The organism is Maribacter sp. R86514 (assembly GCF_044597005.1).
Lineage (GTDB): Bacteria > Bacteroidota > Bacteroidia > Flavobacteriales > Flavobacteriaceae > Maribacter.
Window position 1 is genome coordinate 163,346 of sequence record NZ_CP138999.1, and the last position, 21,987, is coordinate 185,332.

Sequence of the window (21,987 nt, forward strand, 5' to 3'; positions counted from 1 at the left end):
TAGCCCATGAACGTATTTTATAAATTACTACATTATTTTCAAAAAAGGGGGTATGAGGTATGCGGTAGAATAGCGGAAAGATTAGGTATAAGGGCTAGAGTGGTAAGGACATCATTCATTTATCTCACCTTTGTTACCGTAGGCTTTGGGTTTGCACTTTATCTGTTCTTGGCTTTTTGGCTTAGAATAAAAGATTTGATTTATACAAAACGAAATTCAGTTTTTGATCTTTAGCATATGATGAAATTATTTAAGTCTAAAATATATTTAGCATTGACTTTAATGCTGATGGTTTTGGCTTTTGGGGTTTTAGGGTATCGTTTTGTGGCAGACTATTCTTGGGTCGATGCATTTTATATGACCATAATAACGGTAACCACTGTTGGTTTTTCAGAGGTTAGGCCAATGGGTCCCGAAGGAAAAATTTTTACTATTATTCTTATAATTACAAGTGTATTTATAGTTGGTTTTGCTATTTCGATAGTTACCGATTACCTCCTCTCTAGAAATTCTGTAGAACTGCTTAAAAAGAAAAAAATGAAAAATGCTATAGCAAATTTAAATCAGCATGTTATCGTATGTGGTTTTGGTAGAAATGGTATGCAAGCTGCTGAAAGGCTAAAAGCATACAAAAGACCTTTTGTGGTTATAGAGAAAGATAAAGAGGTGATAGAACGTTATGAAGATGATGTTTTATTTATTGAAGGCGATGCCAACGATGATGACATATTGTTAGAGGCGGGTATAGAAAGAGCTCAGTATTTAATAGCTACTTTGCCAGATGATGCAGCCAATCTTTTTGTAGTATTGTCCGCAAGGCAAATGAAAAAGAATCTTTTTATTATCAGTAGGGCCTCTTTGGTTAATTCACAAAAGAAATTATTCTTGGCAGGAGCTAATAAGGTAATTATGCCAGATAAAATAGGTGGAGACCATATGGCATCTCTAGTGGTAATGCCAGATCTTATTACATTTATGGACAAGCTCTCTATGGAAGGTGAACATACTACTAATTTAGAAGAGGTTGCTATAGAGGATTTTGCGGATCAGATAGAATGTAATTCTTTACGGGATTTAGATTTACGAAGAAAAACAGGATGTACTATTATTGGTTATATTTCACCTGATGGTGAGTATACTATAAATCCAGAAGCGGATATGGAATTACAGCCTAAAAGTAAGGTTATAGTATTGGGCAGACCAGAACAAATTAAGAAATTGAACGAAATGTTTAATATAGAATAATCATCTTTCTACCATATATATTTGATTGCATCCATTATTTTTAGGATATTGCTAGACAAACTAACTCAAAAATAAATTCTAAACTTATGAAGTATAAACTTCTAAACCTGTTTACCTTTTTATTTCCCTTTTTAATATTTTCTCAAGAACAAGGATTGGATCAACAAATTGATCAAGCTTTTCAACCTATTTCCGACTTCTTTTCAGCGGTAATTTTCTTTAATGTTTGGCATGATCCAGACATTCCATTTGTATTAGTGCTATTGGTAGGTAGTGCATTATTTTTTACGATATATTTTGGATTTCCTAACATTAGATTTTTTGGTAAAGCCATTAATACTGTTCGTGGTAAGTATGAGGATATTGAAAAACATGGAGCGCAAAATCTTTATGGTGAAGATGGTATTGCTCAAGGTCAAGATTTGACCAATGTAGATATTGAAGACCATCTAGTTAGTATGGAAAATGATTTGGCTATAGATGGTGATATCATTGATACTATTAGAGATGAAAGTTCTGAAGGAGAAGTTAGCCATTTTCAGGCATTGGCAACTGCAGTTTCCGGTACTGTTGGTAACGGTAATATCGCAGGTGTAGCTTTAGCTATTGCTTTGGGCGGACCTGGAGCTACCTTTTGGATGATCGTATGTGGACTTTTAGGTATGTCTTCAAAATTCGTGGAATGTACACTTGGTGTTCAATATAGGGATGTTGGTGAAGATGGTACTGTTTATGGAGGGCCAATGTACTATATAAGTAAAGGTTTAAAAGAAAGAGGTTTTGAGACCATAGGTAAAGTGGCTGCGGCCATTTTTGCGATTTTTTGTATCGGCGGCTCTTTTGGTGGTGGTAATGCAGCTCAGTCAAACCAGGCTACAATTGTAATTAAAGAATTGTTTAATTGGCAAAGTACAGCGGCAGGTGCTATTGTGGGTCTTGTTTTGGCTATACTTGTTGGGGTTATAATTATAGGTGGTATTAAACGTATAGCCCAAGTAACTGAAAAAGTAGTGCCTTTTATGGCAGTAATGTATATTGTTGCTTGTTTATATATTATTTTAAGTAATTTTTCTTTAGTGGATGACGCTATTTCATTAATAGTTCAAGAAGCCTTTAACCCAACAGCAATTGGTGTGGGTAGTTTAATAGGTGTATTGTTGGTTGGTTTCAAAAGAGCGGCATTTTCAAATGAGGCGGGTGCTGGTTCAGCATCTATTGCGCACTCTGCGGTGAGAACCAAATATTCAGCTTCCGAAGGTTTAGTAGCTTTGTTAGAACCTTTTATCGATACTGTTGTAATTTGTACAATGACGGCAATAGTGATTATCATCTTTAATTTTGGTGGTGCATTCAATTATGGTGGCGATGGCTCTGGGGCTGTATTAATAGATGGTATGCCTTATGAGGGTGCCGGTATTACTGCTGTTGCGTTTGCAGAATATATTCCTTATTCTAATATATTCTTGACTATAGCGGTAGTGTTATTTGCGGTTTCTACTATGATATCGTGGTCTTATTACGGACTACAGTCTTGGAAATATTTATTCGGTAGAGGGAAAACAGCTGATATGGTTTATAAATTATTGTTCTGTACCTTTATAGTAATAGGAGCTGCGGCAAGTATGAAATCAATTTGGGCTTTTTCAGATGCAATGATATTTGCTATGGTATTCCCAAATATGGTAGGTCTGTTCTTCTTGTTCCCGGTTGTGAAAAAGCAATTGAACAGATATTTAGATGCGATCAAATTAAAGTATGACGCTATAGAAGATTAAGAATTGTCATGAATATCTTTAAATCCCACTTCAAGTTCAACAAACAAGAACGAAGTGGGATTTTCTTTTTATTGTTGTTTTTGATAACTGTGCAAGTAGGTTATTATCTGTATAAGACAAAGGCAATAGGTCAAACTTTGCCTTTAAAAGTTGACAGTGCCGTACAGGCAGAAATAGATTCACTAAAAATTTTAGCGTCAACCAAGGATACTGTTCGAATGTATCCTTTTAATCCTAACTTTATTACTGATTTTAAAGGATATATACTGGGTATGTCGGTTGCTGAAATAGATAGGTTACATGAATTTAGAAGTGAGAAAAGATTTGTGAACTCGGCTAAGGAATTTCAAAACGTAACAAAAGTTTCAGATTCATTGCTCAGTACTTTCTCTCCATATTTTAAATTTCCTGAATGGACTCAGAATAGAAAAAAGAAATCTGCATCTAAATCAAACACATTTACCCAAGATAGCGAAGTAAAGGAAGTAGTAGTTTGGAAAGATTTGAATACTGCAACGGCAGAAGATTTAAGAATGATTAGTGGAATAGGGGAGAAGTTGTCAGCGAGAATAATAAAATTCAGAGATCGTCTCGGCGGATTTTTAGTAGAAGATCAACTACAAGATGTGTATGGTCTAAAACCAGATGTCATTGAAAGAACTTTAAAGAAGTTTAAGGTAGTTACGAAGCCTAATATTTTAAAAATAAATGTAAATACTGCGACTGCTGAAGAATTGTCTAAATTGATATATCTGCAAAAACACGTCGCTAAGAGCATTGTAAATTATCGTAATCTCAACGGAAGTATCAATTCTTTGAACGAATTAGTAAAAATTGAGGAATTTCCGTCAGAGCGTATTAATAGAATTGCTTTATATTTGTCATTATAAAAAAAACGCTATGCAAAGTATGTACTTCACAGAAGAACATGAATTATTTAGGAACAGCCTAAAAGATTTTTTACAGAAAGAAGTAGTCCCTCACATAGATAAATGGGAAGAAACAGGAACTATAGAAAGGTTCATTTGGAAGAAATTTGGCGATATGGGTTATTTTGGCCTTGCAACGCCCGAAGAAGATGGTGGTCTTGGTCTTGACCTTTTCTATACTATTATTTTGTTGGAAGAGTTGCAAAAAATCAATTCTGGAGGGTTTGCGGCGGCAATTTGGGCACATGCCTATTTGGCAATGACCCATTTGAATAAAGAAGCAGATTCTTTTTTAAAGGAAAAGTATTTACGACCAAGTGTAAATGGTGATAAAATTGGCTGTCTTTGTATTTCAGAGCCTTTTGGTGGTAGCGATGTTGCTGCGATGAGAACCAGTGCTGTAAAGCAAGGTGATCATTACATATTAAATGGTTCCAAAACATTCATCACAAACGGGGTATATGCCGATTATATGATCGTGGCGGCAAAAACAAGTCCTGAGCTGGGTAATAAGGGAATTAGCATTTTTGCTGTTGATAGAAATAGTGAAGGGGTTACAGCTAACAAATTGAATAAATTAGGTTGGCGAGCTTCGGACACTGCAGAATTGGCTTTCGACAATGTTAAGATTCCCGTAGAAAACCTAATGGGTGAAGAAAACATGGGCTTTTCATATATAATGGAGCATTTCTCTTTAGAAAGATTGATAATGGGTGTTAATGCCCATGCAAGAGCAGAACATGTTTTAGACTACGCTTTAAAATATATGTCGGAAAGGGAAGCCTTTGGTAGGTCTATAGATAAATTTCAGGCACTTAGGCATCGTATAGTTGATTTGCATGCAGATATAGATATGTGTAAAGAATATAATTATTCCGTAGCATATCGTTTAGATAAAGGACAGTATGTTGTTAAAGAGGCGACGATATCTAAATTAAAATCTACAAAAGTCTCTGATGAAGTAGCTTATGAATGTTTGCAGTTTTTAGGAGGTTACGGATATATTGAAGATTACCCAATGGCACGTAACTTTAGAGATAGTAGGCTAGGACCAATAGGCGGTGGTACATCAGAAATATTGCGAGAAATTATTTCTAAGATCATTATTGATAAGAAAGAATACAAACCAGCTACGGTATAGTTGGTTAAATTAAATTTTTAAATATTAGTTTAAAGGTTGTTGATTTAAATATAGTTACTATATTTGCAGCCTTAATCACAAAAGAGAGGAGGTTTAGCCCATGTTAATAATACCAGTAAAAGAAGGAGAAAACATCGATAGAGCTTTAAAGCGTTTCAAGCGTAAGTTCGATAAGACAGGTACAATGAGACAGTTACGTAAGCGTCAACAGTTCAATAAGCCGTCAGTAGTTCGTAGAGCACAGATACAAAAAGCAGAATATATTCAAGGTCTAAGAGATCAAGAAGAAGTTTAGACTTTGTCGTAGAAAATATAAAATCCCGCAAATTGCGGGATTTTTTTTGCTCAAATTTTACCAAACTCAAAACTTTAATACCTTTAGGTAATGTTTTTAAGTGAATTTATTTCTTATCTCTCTTTGGAGAAAAATTATTCTAATCATACGATTAAGGCGTATGAGAATGATTTACTTGAATTTAGTGATTTTTGCTTATCAAGTTATGATATCCATGATATTGATATTATAGAATATAATGTTGTTCGGTTTTGGATAGTTGAACTGTCTGAAAGTAAAAACAATAACAGATCGATCAATAGGAAAATAGCATCGCTGAAAGCTTATTTTAAGTTTCTTCAAAAAATAGAAGTGACAGATGTTAATCCTTTGAATAAGCATAAGGCATTAAAGACTGCTAAGAAAGTTGAGATTCCTTTTTCTGAATTAGAGATGGAGAAGGTGTTATCGCAAATAGAGTATAAAGAAGATTTTGAGGGTAAAAGAGATGAGTTGTTAATACATGTATTGTATGTGACAGGCATGCGTAGGGCAGAGGTTATTGCTCTAAAAGTGTCAGATGTTAATTTTGAAGCAATGACAATTAAGGTCTTGGGTAAACGCAACAAAGAGAGAATTATACCCATGCTTTTAGAGACTAAAGAGAAATTTATAGATTATTTAAAAGGGCGTGAAAGGTTGAGTGATGTGGTTGACGAAGAAATTATGTTCTTAACGAAGTCAGGCAATAAATTGTATGAAACACTTGTTTATAGATTAATAAAAAAGTACTTTAGAGAGGTTTCCTCAAAGGTGAAGACGAGTCCGCATATTCTAAGGCATACCTTTGCCACGCATCTTTTAAATAAAGGCGCAGATTTAAATGCTGTTAAAGAGTTGTTGGGTCATTCTAGTTTGGCTTCAACTCAGGTTTACACACATAATAGCATTGCAGAGTTGAAAAAAGTCCATGCAAAAGCTCATCCTAGGGGTAACAAATAATTATTGTTAAATCAGGCTAAATTCTTAAAGCCATAAATTTTCTGACTATGAAAGTAAATACGCAATCGGTAAATTTTAATGCAGACGATAAGTTGATTGATTTCCTTCAAAATAGACTTGACAAAGTGGAAACCTTTTATTCTAAGGTGATTAGCTCAGATGTTTATATGAAAGTGGAGAACACAAGTGCCAAAGAGAATAAAATAGTAGAGATTAAAATTTCTGTTCCTAAAGATAAATTTGTGGTAAAAAAACAATGTAAATCATTTGAAGAGGCTGTAGACTCTGCTTGTAGTTCGCTGGAACGTAGGCTGATAAAGCAAAAAGAAAAAATAAGATTACATGCTTGATAAAAATTTTTCAAAATTTGTTTTGAATAAACAAAAAATACTATACATTTGCAGTCCGTTAGAAATAGCGGGCTTTTTTATGACAGAAAAAGTCGTGAAATAAGCCGATGTAGCTCAGCTGGCTAGAGCAGCTGATTTGTAATCAGCAGGTCGTGGGTTCGAGTCCCTCCATCGGCTCTTAAGTTCTTTAAAATATTAGTTTGAGGGGAGATACTCAAGCGGCCAGACGAGGGCAGACTGTAAATCTGCTGACTACGTCTTCGCAGGTTCGAATCCTGCTCTCCCCACTAAACTATTTTCTAAGGAATTTTATTGAAATATTGTAATATTATAAGCGGGAGTAGCTCAGTTGGTAGAGCGTCAGCCTTCCAAGCTGAATGTCGCCGGTTCGAACCCGGTCTCCCGCTCTATAAATTTGACAGTAATGTCATCCCTGCGAAGGCAGGAATCTATCTTTTAGGTGGGTTCAACACTTTACGCCGGTGTAGCTCAGGGGTAGAGCGTTTCCTTGGTAAGGAAGAGGTCACGAGTTCAATTCTCGTCATTGGCTCAATTAAGGTATAAATTTGTACACTAATATAAACTAAGAATAAAATACATTAAACATGGCAAAGGAAACTTTCGATCGTTCCAAACCGCACTTAAATATAGGTACTATTGGACACGTGGATCACGGTAAAACTACATTGACTGCTGCTATTACTACTGTTTTGGCAAATGCAGGTCTTTCTGAATTGAGAAGTTTCGATTCTATCGATAACGCTCCTGAGGAAAAAGAAAGAGGTATTACAATTAACACTTCACACGTAGAGTATTCTACAGCTAACCGTCACTATGCACACGTTGACTGTCCTGGTCACGCGGATTACGTAAAGAACATGGTTACTGGTGCTGCTCAAATGGATGGTGCTATATTAGTTGTTGCTGCTACAGATGGTCCTATGCCACAAACACGTGAGCATATCTTATTAGGTCGTCAGGTTGGTATTCCAAGAATCGTTGTATTCATGAACAAAGTGGATATGGTTGATGATGAGGAGTTGATTGAGCTTGTTGAAATGGAGGTAAGAGAATTGCTTTCTTTTTACGAGTATGATGGTGATAATGGACCTGTAATCGCTGGTTCTGCATTAGGTGCATTGAACGGTGAGCAAAAGTGGGTTGATACTGTGATGGAATTGATGGCTGCTGTTGATGATTGGATCGAGCTTCCTAAAAGAGATGTTGATAAGGATTTCTTAATGCCTGTTGAAGATGTATTTACTATTACTGGTCGTGGTACTGTTGCAACTGGTCGTATAGAAACTGGTATTGCTAACACTGGTGATCCTGTTGAGATTATTGGTATGGGTGCTGAGAAATTGAACTCTACTATTACTGGGGTTGAAATGTTTCGTAAGATATTAGATAGAGGTGAGGCTGGTGATAACGTAGGTATCTTGTTAAGAGGTATTGAAAAGTCTCAAATTAGCCGTGGTATGGTAATCTGTAAGCCAGGTTCTGTTAAGCCACATGCTAAATTTGAAGCTGAGGTTTACGTATTGAAAAAAGAAGAAGGTGGTCGTCATACGCCATTCCATAATAACTATCGTCCACAGTTCTACGTAAGAACAACGGATGTAACAGGTAATATTGCACTTCCTTCAGGAGTTGAAATGGTTATGCCTGGTGATAACTTAACAATTACAGTTGAATTGATTCAGCCAATCGCATTGAGCGTAGGTCTTCGTTTCGCTATCCGTGAAGGTGGTAGAACAGTAGGTGCTGGTCAAGTAACTAAGATTATAGATTAATTTTAATCTAAAATAAGTATTGTGTATAAGGGTGTCCTGCTCAAGCGGGACACCTTTACATGCAAATAATAGAATACGTGATTTAATTATCGCTATTCATACGGGTGTAGCTCAGTTGGTAGAGCACTGGTCTCCAAAACCAGGTGTCGGGAGTTCGAGTCTCTCCTCCCGTGCCACAATAGAATTTGGAATATAGGTATCCTATTTGTTGAAATTGTAAAAAAAGCATTTAAATGTTCACATATATAAAAGAATCCGTTGAAGAGTTGAGGAATAATGTTACTCTTCCATCACGTGCAGAATCATCTAACTTGATGGTTGTTGTAGCTGTGTTTTCTATCCTTTTTGCTTTGGCGACTTGGGGAGTGGATACGGTCTTTAGTAAAGTGATTAAATCTTATTTCAACTTCGTATTAAACTAATAGGATTATGTCAGAAGTATTGGATAAAAAATGGTACGTTGTAAGAGCTGTTAGTGGTCAAGAGAATAAAATCAAAGGATACATTGAGAGCGAAGTAGAACGTCATGGTTTCTCTGACTATTTAGAAGATGTTCTTGTTCCTACCGAAAAGGTTGTTCAAATCAGAAATGGTAAGAAAATAAACAAAGAAAGGGTTTATTTTCCTGGTTACATTATGATTAAGGCGAACCTTGGTGGTGAAATGGTTCATATTATTAGGTCTATTACAAATGTGATAGGTTTTTTGGGTGAAACTAAAGGAGGGGATCCTGTTCCTTTGAGAAAGAATGAAGTGAACAGAATGCTTGGTAAAGTAGATGAGCTAGCTGTAAATACGGATAGCGTTGCAATTCCATTTGTATTTGGTGAAACTGTAAAAGTAATTGATGGTCCTTTCAATGGCTTCAATGGTACTGTTGAGAAAATAAATGAGGAAAAACGTAAGCTTGAGGTTATGGTGAAGATTTTCGGAAGAAAAACGCCATTAGAGTTGAGTTACATGCAAGTAGAGAAAGTATAAGTATTAGAATAAGTGTTACATACATATAATTAAAGTAGTGTTGCTTCCGTAAACACACTTTCAATTTAATTTTAAACAATGGCAAAAGAAATAGGTAAAGTAGTTAAACTACAAGTTAAGGGAGGTGCAGCGAATCCATCGCCACCGGTTGGACCTGCCTTAGGAGCTGCTGGTGTTAACATAATGGAATTCTGTAAGCAGTTTAATGCTCGTACGCAGGATAAACCAGGTAAGGTATTACCAGTTGTTATCACCGTTTACAAGGATAAGTCTTTCGACTTCGTTGTAAAAACTCCACCGGCGGCAATTCAGCTATTGGAAGCGGCTAAGATTAAAAAAGGATCTGGCGAACCTAACAGAGTAAAATTAGGTAGTGTTACCTGGGACCAAATCAAGGCAATAGCCGAAGATAAAATGGTTGACCTTAATGCATTTACGGTAGAATCCGCTATGAGTATGATAGCTGGTACTGCGCGTTCTATGGGTATGAAGGTAGCAGGAAAAAAACCTTTTTAAAATCTTAAAAGTAATTAAATGGCAAAGTTAACTAAGAAGCAAAGGGAAGCGCACTCCAAAATAGAGAAAGATAAATTATACTCTGTGATGGAAGCTTCAGCTTTAATTAAAGAGATAACCAATACAAAATTCGATGCATCTGTAGATTTAGCTGTTCGTTTGGGTGTAGATCCAAGAAAAGCAAATCAAATGGTTCGTGGTGTGGTAACATTACCTCATGGAACTGGTAAAGATGTTAAGGTTTTGGCTTTGGTAACACCAGACAAAGAGGCAGAGGCTCAAGAAGCAGGTGCTGACTATGTTGGTTTAGATGAGTATTTGGAGAAAATTAAAGGCGGTTGGACAGATGTTGATGTTATCATCACTATGCCAAGTGTTATGGGTAAATTAGGACCTTTAGGTCGTGTATTAGGGCCAAGAGGTTTAATGCCTAATCCAAAAACCGGAACTGTTACTATGGATGTAGCGAAAGCTGTATCTGAGGTTAAAGCAGGTAAAATAGATTTTAAAGTTGATAAAACCGGTATCGTACATGCTGCGATAGGTAAGGCTTCTTTTACTGCCGATAAATTGGCAGATAATGCTAAAGAGTTGTTGGATACTTTGAATAAGATGAAGCCAACTGCGGCAAAGGGTGTTTATATGAAATCAATTTTCATGTCTAGCACAATGAGTCCTAGTTTGCAATTAGATCCAAAGTCAGTTTAACAGCTGGTAGTTAAAAATTAATAGTATGACAAGAGAAGAAAAAGCAACGGTTATAAAAGATTTGACTACGCAGTTGGCAGATAGCAGCACTATATATGTAGCTGATATCTCAGGTTTAGATGCAGGTACGACTTCTGATTTAAGAAGAGCTTGTTTTAAAGCTGATATTAGACTAGCTGTAGTTAAAAATACATTGCTTGCAAAGGCAATGGAAGCTTCTGATAAAGAATTTGGCGAATTACCTGAAACATTAAAAGGGAATACTTCTCTTATGTTTTCAGAGGTTGCCAATGCTCCAGCAAAATTAATAAAGAATTTCAGAAAGAAATCTGATAAGCCTTTGTTGAAAGGAGCTTTTGTAGAAGAAGCAATTTACATAGGTGATGAAAACTTGGATGCTTTAGTTAGCATTAAGTCTAAGGAAGAAATGATTGGAGAAATCATTGGATTATTACAATCTCCAGCTAAGAATGTTATTTCTGGACTTAAATCTGGTGGTGGAAAAATCGCTGGTATCCTTAAAACATTATCTGAAAGATAAGTACGCACAATAAACTAAGTATATTTTAAAAATTTTATTAAACGATAGAAAATGGCAGATTTAAAAGATTTCGCAGAACAATTAGTTAACTTAACAGTTAAAGAAGTAAACGAGTTAGCTGATATATTAAAAGATGAGTATGGTATTGAGCCTGCAGCAGCAGCAGTAGCAGTAGCTGCCGGTGGTGGTGGTGAAGCTGGTGAAGCAGCAGATGAGAAAACTGAATTCGATGTAATATTGAAAGCAGCAGGTGCTTCTAAATTAGCAGTAGTTAAATTGGTTAAGGAATTAACTGGTTTAGGTTTGAAAGATGCGAAAGATATCGTTGATAGCGCGCCAAAAGCTGTTAAAGAAGCAGTTACTAAAGATGAGGCTGAAGGTATCAAAAAATCATTGGAAGAAGCTGGAGCAGAAGTTGAGCTTAAATAATAGCAACAACCATATTACTTTTGGTTTAGGTCTTTGCGCTTTTTGCGTTTAGACCTAAGCCATTTTATAGAATTAGGTATATTAAGAGGTATACTACTCATTTAGTACTCACGATCAAAACACTGTCCGTAGATGTTCACAAATAATACTGAAAGAATAAGCTTCGCTTCCGCAAGAAACACACCGGATTACCCGGATTTCTTAGATATTCAGATTAAATCTTTCCAAGACTTTTTTCAACTAGAGACTAAATCAGATGAAAGAGGTAACGAAGGTCTTTATAACACCTTCATGGAAAATTTTCCAATTACTGATACAAGAAATCAGTTCGTATTGGAATTTTTAGATTATTTCATAGATCCACCAAGATATTCTATTCAAGAATGTATCGAGCGTGGTCTTACTTACAGCGTTCCTTTAAAAGCACGACTTAAATTATATTGTACGGATCCTGAGCATGAGGATTTCGAAACAATTGTACAAGATGTTTATTTAGGTACGATTCCTTACATGACTCCAAGTGGTACCTTTGTTATCAATGGTGCAGAAAGGGTTGTTGTTTCTCAGTTACACCGTTCTCCTGGTGTATTCTTTGGGCAGTCTTTCCATGCAAATGGAACAAAATTATATTCTGCTAGGGTAATTCCTTTTAAAGGTTCTTGGATAGAATTCGCTACCGATATTAATGGCGTTATGTATGCTTATATCGATAGAAAGAAAAAATTACCGGTTACTACATTGTTCAGGGCTATTGGTTTTGAGCGTGATAAGGATATATTAGAGATTTTCGACCTATCGGAAGAAGTTAAGGTTTCTAATGCCGGACTTAAAAAAGTACTTGGTCGTAAATTAGCGGCAAGAGTTTTGAACACTTGGCACGAGGATTTTGTTGATGAGGATACTGGTGAGGTTGTATCGATCGAGCGTAATGAGATTGTACTTGATAGAGATACCATCCTTGAAAAAGAGCATATTGCTGAAATTATTGATGCAGATGTAAAAACTATTCTTTTACATAAAGAGAATAATGCGCAATCTGATTATGCTATAATTCATAATACACTACAGAAAGATCCAACGAACTCTGAAAAAGAAGCAGTTGAGCATATCTATCGTCAATTACGTAATGCTGAGCCGCCAGATGAGGAAACAGCACGTGGTATTATAGATAAATTATTCTTCTCTGATCAACGTTACAACTTAGGTGAAGTTGGTCGTTATAGAATGAACAAAAAATTACAGTTGGATATTGGAATGGACAAGCAAGTCTTGACTAAGGAAGATATCATAACTATTATTAAATATTTAATTGAGTTAATTAACTCAAAAGCAGAGATTGATGATATTGATCACTTGTCTAACCGTCGTGTTAGAACAGTAGGTGAGCAATTGTCTTCTCAATTCGGTGTTGGTCTTGCGCGTATGGCAAGAACAATCCGTGAACGTATGAACGTTCGTGATAATGAGGTATTTACACCTATAGATTTAATTAATGCTAAGACATTGTCTTCAGTTATTAATTCTTTCTTTGGTACAAACCAGTTATCTCAGTTTATGGATCAAACAAATCCGTTAGCAGAGATTACGCACAAAAGAAGATTATCTGCATTAGGTCCAGGTGGTTTATCTAGAGAGCGCGCAGGTTTCGAAGTACGTGATGTTCACTATACACACTACGGTCGTTTATGTCCTATTGAAACTCCAGAAGGTCCGAACATTGGTTTGATATCTTCTTTATCTGTATTTGCGAAAGTAAATCCGATGGGCTTCTTAGAGACACCATATAGAAAAGTTACAGATTCTGTAGTAGACTATAAGAATTTCGCATATTTAAGTGCTGAGGAGGAAGAGGGAATGAAAATCGCGCAAGCGAATATTCCTATGAAAGAAGACGGTACAATCGATGCTGAAAAGGTTATTGCAAGAGAAGAAGGTGATTTCCCTGTTGTAGATCCATCAGAAATTCAATATACCGATGTTGCTCCTAATCAAATTGCATCTATTTCTGCATCTTTAATTCCTTTCTTGGAACATGATGATGCGAACAGGGCTTTGATGGGATCTAACATGATGCGTCAGGCAGTTCCATTATTAAAACCACAATCACCAATTGTTGGTACAGGTTTGGAGCGTCAAGTAGCTTCAGATTCAAGAGTATTGATCAATGCTGAAGGTGATGGTGTAATTGAATACGTAGATGCACAGAAAGTTACTATCAAGTATGATAGAACTGATGAAGAAAGATTAATCAGTTTCGAAGAAGATAGTAAGACTTATTTCTTGGTGAAGTTTAGAAAGACCAACCAAGGAACAAACATTAACCTAAAACCAATTGTACAAGTTGGTGATAGAGTTAAAAAAGGTCAAGTTCTTTGTGAAGGTTATGCAACTGAAAAAGGTGAATTAGCATTAGGTAGAAACTTAACAGTGGCGTTTATGCCATGGAAAGGATATAACTTTGAGGATGCAATTGTAATTTCTGAAAAAGTTGTTCGTGATGATATTTTCACGTCTATTCACGTTGATGAGTATTCTTTAGATGTTAGAGATACTAAATTAGGAGCAGAAGAGCTAACGCATGACATACCTAACGTTTCAGAAGAGGCTACAAAAGACCTTGATGAAAATGGTATGATTAGAATTGGAGCAGAGGTTAAGCCTGGTGATATTTTAATTGGTAAGATTACTCCTAAAGGAGAGTCGGATCCAACTCCAGAAGAAAAATTATTACGTGCTATTTTTGGTGACAAGGCTGGTGATGTAAAAGATGCTTCGTTAAAAGCTTCACCTTCATTAAGAGGTGTGGTAATCGATAAGAAATTATTCTCTAGATCTGTAAAAGATAAGAGAAAGCGTTCTGAAGATAAAGAAGAGTTATCTAAACTGGAATTAGAATATGAAGTAAAATTCCAAGAATTGAAAGATATTCTTGTTGAGAAATTATTTACTATTGTTAATGGTAAAACTTCTCAAGGTGTTCTAAATGATTTAGGTGAAGAAGTATTGCCTAAGGGTAAGAAGTATACGATGAAAATGTTGAACTCTGTTGATGATTTCGCTCACTTAGTTGGTGGAAGCTGGACAACGGATAGCGATACAAATTCATTAGTAGCTGATTTACTTCATAACTATAAAATCAAGCTTAACGATTTACAAGGTAACTTGAGAAGAGATAAGTTTACAATATCTGTTGGTGATGAATTGCCGGCCGGTATTATGAAGTTGGCTAAAGTCTATATTGCTAAAAAGCGTAAGCTTAAAGTTGGTGATAAGATGGCAGGTAGACACGGTAATAAAGGTATTGTATCTAGAATAGTGCGTCATGAAGATATGCCGTTCTTGGAAGATGGAACTCCTGTTGATATCGTTCTTAATCCACTGGGTGTACCTTCTCGTATGAACATTGGACAGATTTATGAAACTGTATTAGGTTGGGCTGGGCTTAAACTTGGTAGAAAGTACGCGACTCCAATTTTTGATGGTGCTACTTTAGATCAAATTAATGCTTATACTGACGAAGCAGGTATTCCAAGATTTGGTCATACATACTTATATGATGGTGGAACTGGACAACGTTTTGATCAACCTGCAACGGTAGGTGTGATTTATATGTTGAAACTTGGACACATGGTAGATGATAAGATGCATGCTCGTTCAATAGGACCATACTCTTTAATTACACAACAACCATTGGGTGGTAAAGCTCAATTTGGTGGTCAACGTTTTGGAGAAATGGAAGTTTGGGCACTTGAGGCATATGGTGCATCTGCAACTTTACGTGAGATTTTAACGGTTAAATCTGATGATGTTATCGGAAGAGCTAAAACCTATGAGTCTATCGTTAAAGGAGAGACAATGCCAGAACCTGGTTTACCAGAATCTTTCAACGTTTTAATGCACGAACTTAAAGGATTAGGTTTGGATATTAGACTTGAGGAATAGTTCAATATTTTATATTGAAGAACTATTAAGTAAAACAAATTAAAACATTATCAGCACGCTATTATGGCTAGAATAAAAGATAATAACCCAGTAAAAAGGTTCGATAAAATTTCAATAGGATTAGCTTCGCCAGAATCTATTTTGGCAGAGTCTAGAGGTGAAGTTTTAAAGCCTGAAACAATTAACTATAGAACTCACAAACCAGAACGTGATGGTTTATTCTGTGAGCGTATTTTTGGTCCTGTGAAGGATTATGAATGTGCTTGTGGTAAATACAAGCGTATTCGTTACCGTGGGATCGTATGTGACCGTTGTGGTGTAGAGGTTACAGAGAAAAAAGTTCGTAGAGATCGTGTAGGTCATATTAACTTGGTAGTACCGGTTGCTCATATCTGGTATTTCCGTTCTTTACCAAATAAAATAGGATACTTATTAGGTTTGCCGTCCAAGAAATTGGATATGATAATTTACTACGAACGTTACGTAGTAATTCAGCCAGGTATAGCTAAAGGTCCTGAGGGTGAGGAAATCCAAAAAATGGATTTCTTGACAGAAGAAGAGTATTTAAATATTATTGATACTATTCCTCAAGAAAATCAATACTTAGAAGATTCTGACCCAAACAAGTTTATTGCTAAAATGGGAGCAGAGTGTCTAATTGATTTGTTAGGTAGAATTAATCTTAAAGAGCTTTCTTTTGAGCTAAGACATAAGGCAAACACAGAAACTTCTAAGCAACGTAAAACGGAAGCTTTAAAACGTTTGCAAGTTGTTGAAGCTTTAAGAGAATCTCAAGAAAATAGAGAAAACGAGCCAGAATGGATGATCATGAAAGTAATTCCGGTTATACCACCAGAATTACGTCCATTAGTGCCATTAGATGGTGGTCGTTTTGCAACTTCAGATTTAAATGATCTTTACAGAAGGGTTATTATCCGTAACAACCGTTTAAAAAGATTAGTTGAAATAAAAGCACCAGAAGTTATTCTTAGAAATGAGAAACGTATGCTTCAGGAAGCTGTCGATTCTTTATTTGATAATACAAGAAAGGCATCTGCTGTAAAAACAGAATCTAACAGACCGTTAAAGTCACTTTCAGATTCATTAAAAGGTAAGCAAGGTCGTTTCCGTCAAAACTTACTTGGAAAGCGTGTTGATTATTCTGCACGTTCGGTAATTGTTGTTGGACCTGAATTGAACTTATATGAATGTGGTCTTCCAAAAGATATGGCTGCTGAATTATACAAGCCTTTTGTAATCAGAAAACTGATAGAAAGAGGTATTGTAAAAACAGTAAAGTCCGCTAAGAAAATTATAGACAAAAAAGAGCCTGTAGTTTGGGATATTTTAGAGAATGTATTGAAAGGTCACCCAGTTTTATTAAACAGGGCTCCTACATTACACCGTTTGGGTATTCAAGCATTCCAACCTAAATTAATAGAAGGTAAAGCAATTCGTCTTCACCCATTGGCATGTACTGCATTTAATGCGGATTTTGATGGGGATCAAATGGCGGTTCACTTACCATTAGGACCAGAAGCAATTTTAGAAGCACAACTATTGATGCTTGCTTCTCAAAACATATTAAACCCTGCTAATGGTTCACCTATTACAGTACCATCACAGGATATGGTCTTGGGTCTGTATTATATGACCAAAGAGCGTAAATCAACACCAGAAGTGCCAATTATCGGTGAAGGTTTAACATTTTACTCAGCAGAAGAGGTGGAGATTGCTTTTAATGAAGGTATGGTAAATCTTAATGCAGGTATAAAAGTTAGAGCGAAGGATTTTAATGAAGAAGGAGAGCTGGTTTATAAAATTATACCTACAACTGTTGGTCGTGTATTATTCAACAATCACGTACCAGAAGAAGCAGGTTTTATTAATCAGGTATTAAACAAGAAAGCCTTAAGAAATATTATTGGTGATATTTTAGCGGTAACTAGTGTTCCTGTTACAGCTGCATTCTTGGATAAGATTAAGACTATGGGTTATGAATTCGCTTTCAAAGGTGGATTGTCCTTTAGTTTAGGGGATATTATTATTCCTGCTGAAAAAATGGACATGATTGGTGAAGCCAATGTTCAGGTTGATGGTATTATGGCCAATTATAATATGGGTCTTATTACTAACAATGAAAGATATAATCAGGTTATTGATGTTTGGACATCTACTAACGCTCAATTAACAGAGTTGGCGATGAAACGTATCCGTGAGGATCAGCAAGGTTTCAACTCGGTGTATATGATGCTTGATTCTGGTGCAAGGGGTTCTAAAGAACAAATTCGTCAGTTAACAGGTATGCGTGGTTTGATGGCTAAGCCTAAAAAATCTACTGCCGGTGGTGGGGAGATTATTGAAAACCCGATTCTTTCTAACTTTAAAGAAGGTCTTTCTATTCTTGAGTACTTTATTTCTACTCACGGTGCTCGTAAGGGTCTTGCGGATACCGCTTTGAAAACGGCAGATGCTGGTTACTTAACAAGAAGATTGGTAGATGTTTCTCAAGATGTTATTATTAACACTGAAGACTGTGGAACATTAAGAGGTGTAGAAGTTCAGGCGCTTAAGAAGAATGAAGAAATCGTTGAAAGCTTAGGTGAAAGAATTTTAGGTCGTGTATCATTACATGATGTATATAACCCAATGACCGAAGAATTGGTTCTTCAAGCTGGTCAGCAAATAATGGAAGCTGATGTGAAGAGAGTTGAAGCATCTCCGATTGAGAAAATCGAAGTACGTTCTGCTCTTACTTGTGAAGCTGAAAAAGGAATTTGTGCTAAATGTTACGGAAGAAACCTTTCAACCAATAAAATGGTACAAAGAGGTGAGGCCGTAGGTGTTGTTGCTGCTCAGTCAATTGGTGAGCCTGGTACACAGCTTACACTTAGAACATTCCACGTAGGTGGTATTGCAGGTAACATTTCTGAAGATAACAAGCTAGAAGTAAGATTCTCCGGTGTTGCTGAAATTGAAGATTTAAGAACAGTTACTGGTGAAGGTTCAGATGGTAATCCTGCTGAAATCGTAATCTCTAGAACTAGTGAAATAAAAGTTGTTGATGCCAAAACTGGTATTACTTTAAGTACAAGTAATATTCCTTACGGTTCGCAATTGTTCATTAAAAATGGAGCTAAGGTTGCTAAAGGAGATGTAATCTGTTCTTGGGATCCATATAACGGTGTTATCGTTTCAGAATTCCCAGGTAAAATTGCTTACGAGAATATAGAACAAGGTGTAACTTATCAAGTTGAAATCGATGAGCAAACCGGTTTCCAAGAAAAAGTAATTTCTGAATCTAGAAACAAGAAGTTGATACCAACATTATTGATTCAAGATGCTAAAGGTGAAACTTTACGTTCGTACAACCTACCTGTAGGTTCTCATATTATGGTAGATGATGGAGATAAGATTAAGGAAGGTAAGACTCTGGTTAAGATTCCGCGTAAATCTGCTAAGGCAGGTGATATTACAGGTGGTCTTCCAAGAGTTACTGAATTATTCGAAGCAAGAAATCCTTCAAACCCAGCTGTAGTATCTGAAATAGATGGTGTAGTTTCTTTTGGTAAGATTAAAAGAGGTAATAGAGAAATTATCATTGAATCTAAATTAGGCGAGGTTAAGAAATATCTAGTGAAACTTTCTAATCAAATCTTAGTACAAGAAAACGATTATGTTAGAGCTGGTATGCCACTGTCTGATGGTTCTATTACTCCAGAAGATATCTTGGCTATTAAAGGACCATCGGCTGTTCAACAGTATTTGGTGAATGAAGTTCAGGAAGTTTATAGATTACAAGGTGTGAAGATTAATGATAAACACTTTGAGGTCGTTGTTAGACAAATGATGCGTAAAGTAAGAATTCAAGATCCAGGTGATACAATCTTCTTAGAGAATCAATTGATTCATAAAGATGATTTCATTAGAGAAAATGATGAAATCTTTGGTAAGAAAGTAGTAATGGAAGCAGGTGATTCTGATAACCTTAAACCAGGTCAAATTGTTACTCCTAGAGAGTTAAGAGATGAAAATTCTTTATTGAGACGTGGAGATAAGGCATTGGTTGAAGCTAGAGATGCTGTTTCAGCAACTGCAACTCCAATACTACAAGGTATTACAAGGGCATCGTTACAGACGAAATCATTTATTTCTGCTGCATCGTTCCAAGAAACGACTAAAGTGTTAAATGAAGCTGCTGTAAGTGGTAAGATTGATACATTGGAAGGTCTTAAGGAGAATGTTATTGTTGGTCATAAGATTCCGGCTGGTACGGGTATGAGAGACTATGATAGCATTATTGTAGGATCCAAAGAGGAATATGATGAAATAATGGCCAGAAAAGAGGCATTAAGATTCTAATTTTATACTAACCCTCAAATTTTATTTGGGGGTTATTTTTTTAATTAAACTATAATATGAGTGACAATAAGAATCCGAGTCAAAAACAAATTAATATTGAATTGGATGAGAAGTTGGCAGAAGGAATTTATTCTAATCTAGCTATAATTAATCATTCAGTTTCTGAATTTGTAGTTGATTTTATTAGTATGATGCCAGGAGCTCCAAAGGCAAAGGTTAAGAGTAGAATTATACTTACCCCGCAACATGCTAAGAAATTTTTAAAAGCATTGAATGATAATGTACAACGGTTTGAAAAAGCTAATGGTACAATAAAGGATTATGAACAACCTTCAATACCAATGAATTTTGGTCCGACTGGTGAAGCATAAAAAAAGCCCAACTTTATAAGTTGGGCTTTTTTTATTCGAATTCAGAGGTAAAGTGTAGTTTTACAGATGGATATTTTTGCTGCGTCATTTGCAGGGAGAATTGGGAATCTGCTAAAAACACTAATTGACCTTTTTTGTCCTTTGCCAAGAATTTTTGTTTTACACGTTCAAATTCTTTGAACTCATCTGTTTTTCTGTTTTCTGTGCCTACCCAACATGCTTTATAAACATTAAAGTTCTCGTAACTACATTTAGCTCCATATTCATGTTCCAATCTATATTGAATAACTTCAAATTGTAAAGCACCTACAGTTCCAATAACTTTTCTACCATTTAATTCAAGAGTAAACAATTGAGCTACACCTTCATCCATTAATTGGTCAATACCTTTGTAGAGTTGTTTGGACTTCATAGGATCGGCATTGTTAATATACCTAAAATGTTCGGGAGAAAAGCTTGGAATGCCTTTGTAATGTAGACTTTCGCCTTCTGTTAAGGTGTCTCCAATTTTAAAATTACCTGTATCATGCAACCCTACAATATCTCCTGGGTATGAAATATCTACAATTTCTTTCTTTTCGGCAAAAAATGCATTAGGACTTGAGAACTTTAATTTTTTTCCATTCCTAACATGTAAGTAAGGCTTATTTCTTTCAAAGGTGCCAGACACGATTTTAATGAAAGCTAACCTATCTCTATGCTTAGGATCCATGTTTGCATGGATTTTAAAAACAAAACCTGTCATTTCCTTTTCATTTGCTTCAACAAGACGCTCTTCTGCATTTTTTGAACGTGGGGTAGGTGCTATATGAACAAAACAGTCTAATAGCTCTCTAACACCAAAATTGTTCAACGCAGAACCAAAGAATACAGGTTGTTGGTCACCTTTAAGATATAGTTCTTTGTCAAAACTTGGGTAAACACCCCAAACCAATTCTAAATTGTCTCTTAATTCAGATGCTGCTTTACTTCCTATAATTTTATCTAACTCCGGATTTGCAACATCGTCAAAAGCAATAGTCTCTTCAATGTTCTTTTTGCTATCACCGCTAAAGAGATTGATATTTTTTTCAAAAATGTTGTATATACCTTTAAAATCATAACCCATGCCAATAGGAAAACTCAGAGGAGTAACTGAAAGTCCTAATTTTTGTTCTAATTCATCTAATAGGTCAAAGGCATCTTGCCCTTCTCTATCCAACTTATTAATGAATACCAGCATTGGTATTTTACGCATCCTACAAACTTCAACGAGTTTTACGGTTTGCTCTTCAACACCCTTGGCAACATCAATAACAACAATTACACTATCAACTGCAGTTAAAGTTCTAAAAGTATCTTCAGCAAAGTCTTTGTGACCTGGGGTGTCAAGAATGTTGATTTTCTTGTCCTTATAATTAAAAGCAAGAACAGAAGTGGCTACAGAAATACCTCTTTGTCTTTCAATTTCCATGAAATCACTGGTAGCGGTTTTTTTTATTTTATTGTTTTTAACAGCTCCCGCTTCTTGAATTGCACCACCAAAAAGTAATAATTTTTCAGTTAATGTAGTTTTACCTGCATCTGGGTGAGAAATTATTCCAAAAGTTCTTCTACGTGCTATTTGTTGCTTAAAGGTCATATTCAAA

General features: G+C 35.8%; 19 protein-coding genes and 5 tRNA genes. 23 read left to right on the forward strand and 1 reads right to left on the reverse strand.

Features of this window, described 5'->3' with window-relative positions:
* The first annotated feature begins 6 nt into the window (after positions 1 to 6).
* The 23 genes from SJY30_RS00690 to SJY30_RS00800 all read left to right on the forward strand — a co-directional run bounded on the left by SJY30_RS00690 (position 7) and on the right by SJY30_RS00800 (position 20,359).
* Positions 7 to 234, forward strand: coding sequence for a PspC domain-containing protein (locus SJY30_RS00690; protein WP_073247339.1), 228 nt, complete (start codon positions 7 to 9; stop codon positions 232 to 234).
* A 3-nt stretch (positions 235 to 237) separates the two neighbouring features.
* Positions 238 to 1,245: a potassium channel family protein gene (locus SJY30_RS00695; RefSeq protein ID WP_396633722.1), complete on the forward strand. Its 1,008-nt coding sequence runs from the start codon at positions 238 to 240 to the stop codon at positions 1,243 to 1,245.
* 86 nt (positions 1,246 to 1,331) lie between these two features.
* Positions 1,332 to 3,020, forward strand: coding sequence for an amino acid carrier protein (locus SJY30_RS00700; RefSeq protein ID WP_396633723.1), 1,689 nt, complete (start codon positions 1,332 to 1,334; stop codon positions 3,018 to 3,020).
* Between the two features lie 8 nt (positions 3,021 to 3,028).
* Positions 3,029 to 3,910, forward strand: coding sequence for a ComEA family DNA-binding protein (locus SJY30_RS00705; RefSeq protein WP_396633724.1), 882 nt, complete (start codon positions 3,029 to 3,031; stop codon positions 3,908 to 3,910).
* A gap of 10 nt (positions 3,911 to 3,920) precedes the next feature.
* Positions 3,921 to 5,090: an acyl-CoA dehydrogenase family protein gene (locus SJY30_RS00710; protein WP_396633725.1), complete on the forward strand. Its 1,170-nt coding sequence runs from the start codon at positions 3,921 to 3,923 to the stop codon at positions 5,088 to 5,090.
* Between the two features lie 100 nt (positions 5,091 to 5,190).
* Complete coding sequence (rpsU, locus tag SJY30_RS00715; RefSeq protein ID WP_036155953.1) at positions 5,191 to 5,385, forward strand: 30S ribosomal protein S21; 195 nt, start codon at positions 5,191 to 5,193, stop codon at positions 5,383 to 5,385.
* Between the two features lie 90 nt (positions 5,386 to 5,475).
* Positions 5,476 to 6,366, forward strand: a complete 891-nt coding sequence (locus tag SJY30_RS00720) for a tyrosine-type recombinase/integrase (protein WP_396633726.1) — start codon at positions 5,476 to 5,478, stop codon at positions 6,364 to 6,366.
* 47 nt (positions 6,367 to 6,413) lie between these two features.
* Positions 6,414 to 6,716 (forward strand): ribosome hibernation-promoting factor, HPF/YfiA family, encoded by a 303-nt coding sequence (hpf, locus tag SJY30_RS00725; RefSeq protein ID WP_396633727.1) that lies wholly within the window; start codon positions 6,414 to 6,416, stop codon positions 6,714 to 6,716.
* 103 nt (positions 6,717 to 6,819) lie between these two features.
* Positions 6,820 to 6,893, forward strand: a tRNA-Thr gene (locus SJY30_RS00730).
* Positions 6,894 to 6,920: 27 nt separating this feature from the next.
* Positions 6,921 to 7,003, forward strand: a tRNA-Tyr gene (locus tag SJY30_RS00735).
* A gap of 47 nt (positions 7,004 to 7,050) precedes the next feature.
* Positions 7,051 to 7,123: transfer RNA gene (locus tag SJY30_RS00740), tRNA-Gly, on the forward strand.
* Between the two features lie 71 nt (positions 7,124 to 7,194).
* Positions 7,195 to 7,266, forward strand: a tRNA-Thr gene (locus tag SJY30_RS00745).
* 55 nt (positions 7,267 to 7,321) lie between these two features.
* A complete protein-coding gene (gene tuf, locus SJY30_RS00750) occupies positions 7,322 to 8,509 on the forward strand; it encodes an elongation factor Tu (RefSeq protein WP_276473585.1) in 1,188 nt (395 codons plus the stop codon).
* A 100-nt stretch (positions 8,510 to 8,609) separates the two neighbouring features.
* Positions 8,610 to 8,685, forward strand: a tRNA-Trp gene (locus tag SJY30_RS00755).
* Between the two features lie 57 nt (positions 8,686 to 8,742).
* On the forward strand, positions 8,743 to 8,931 hold the full coding sequence (gene secE / locus SJY30_RS00760; RefSeq protein WP_276473584.1) for a preprotein translocase subunit SecE: 189 nt from the start codon (positions 8,743 to 8,745) through the stop codon (positions 8,929 to 8,931).
* 7 nt (positions 8,932 to 8,938) lie between these two features.
* On the forward strand, positions 8,939 to 9,490 hold the full coding sequence (nusG, locus tag SJY30_RS00765) for a transcription termination/antitermination protein NusG (RefSeq protein WP_036155943.1): 552 nt from the start codon (positions 8,939 to 8,941) through the stop codon (positions 9,488 to 9,490).
* A 78-nt stretch (positions 9,491 to 9,568) separates the two neighbouring features.
* Positions 9,569 to 10,006, forward strand: a complete 438-nt coding sequence (gene rplK, locus SJY30_RS00770; RefSeq protein ID WP_133688828.1) for a 50S ribosomal protein L11 — start codon at positions 9,569 to 9,571, stop codon at positions 10,004 to 10,006.
* 18 nt (positions 10,007 to 10,024) lie between these two features.
* Positions 10,025 to 10,714: a 50S ribosomal protein L1 gene (rplA, locus tag SJY30_RS00775; RefSeq protein ID WP_396633728.1), complete on the forward strand. Its 690-nt coding sequence runs from the start codon at positions 10,025 to 10,027 to the stop codon at positions 10,712 to 10,714.
* Positions 10,715 to 10,739: 25 nt separating this feature from the next.
* Positions 10,740 to 11,255: a 50S ribosomal protein L10 gene (rplJ, locus tag SJY30_RS00780; RefSeq protein ID WP_396633729.1), complete on the forward strand. Its 516-nt coding sequence runs from the start codon at positions 10,740 to 10,742 to the stop codon at positions 11,253 to 11,255.
* Positions 11,256 to 11,306: 51 nt separating this feature from the next.
* The gene (gene rplL, locus SJY30_RS00785; RefSeq protein ID WP_276473580.1) at positions 11,307 to 11,684 is read left to right on the forward strand and encodes a 50S ribosomal protein L7/L12; all 378 of its coding nucleotides are present in this window, start codon (positions 11,307 to 11,309) and stop codon (positions 11,682 to 11,684) included.
* 132 nt (positions 11,685 to 11,816) lie between these two features.
* Positions 11,817 to 15,626, forward strand: coding sequence for a DNA-directed RNA polymerase subunit beta (gene rpoB / locus SJY30_RS00790; RefSeq protein ID WP_396633730.1), 3,810 nt, complete (start codon positions 11,817 to 11,819; stop codon positions 15,624 to 15,626).
* A 63-nt stretch (positions 15,627 to 15,689) separates the two neighbouring features.
* A complete protein-coding gene (rpoC, locus tag SJY30_RS00795; RefSeq protein ID WP_396633731.1) occupies positions 15,690 to 19,988 on the forward strand; it encodes a DNA-directed RNA polymerase subunit beta' in 4,299 nt (1,432 codons plus the stop codon).
* 56 nt (positions 19,989 to 20,044) lie between these two features.
* A complete protein-coding gene (locus SJY30_RS00800; protein WP_396633732.1) occupies positions 20,045 to 20,359 on the forward strand; it encodes a DUF3467 domain-containing protein in 315 nt (104 codons plus the stop codon).
* Positions 20,360 to 20,390: 31 nt separating this feature from the next.
* On the opposite strand, the gene SJY30_RS00805 is transcribed toward SJY30_RS00800, so the two are convergent.
* A complete protein-coding gene (locus tag SJY30_RS00805; protein ID WP_396633733.1) occupies positions 20,391 to 21,980 on the reverse strand; it encodes a peptide chain release factor 3 in 1,590 nt (529 codons plus the stop codon).
* Positions 21,981 to 21,987: the final 7 nt, after the last annotated feature.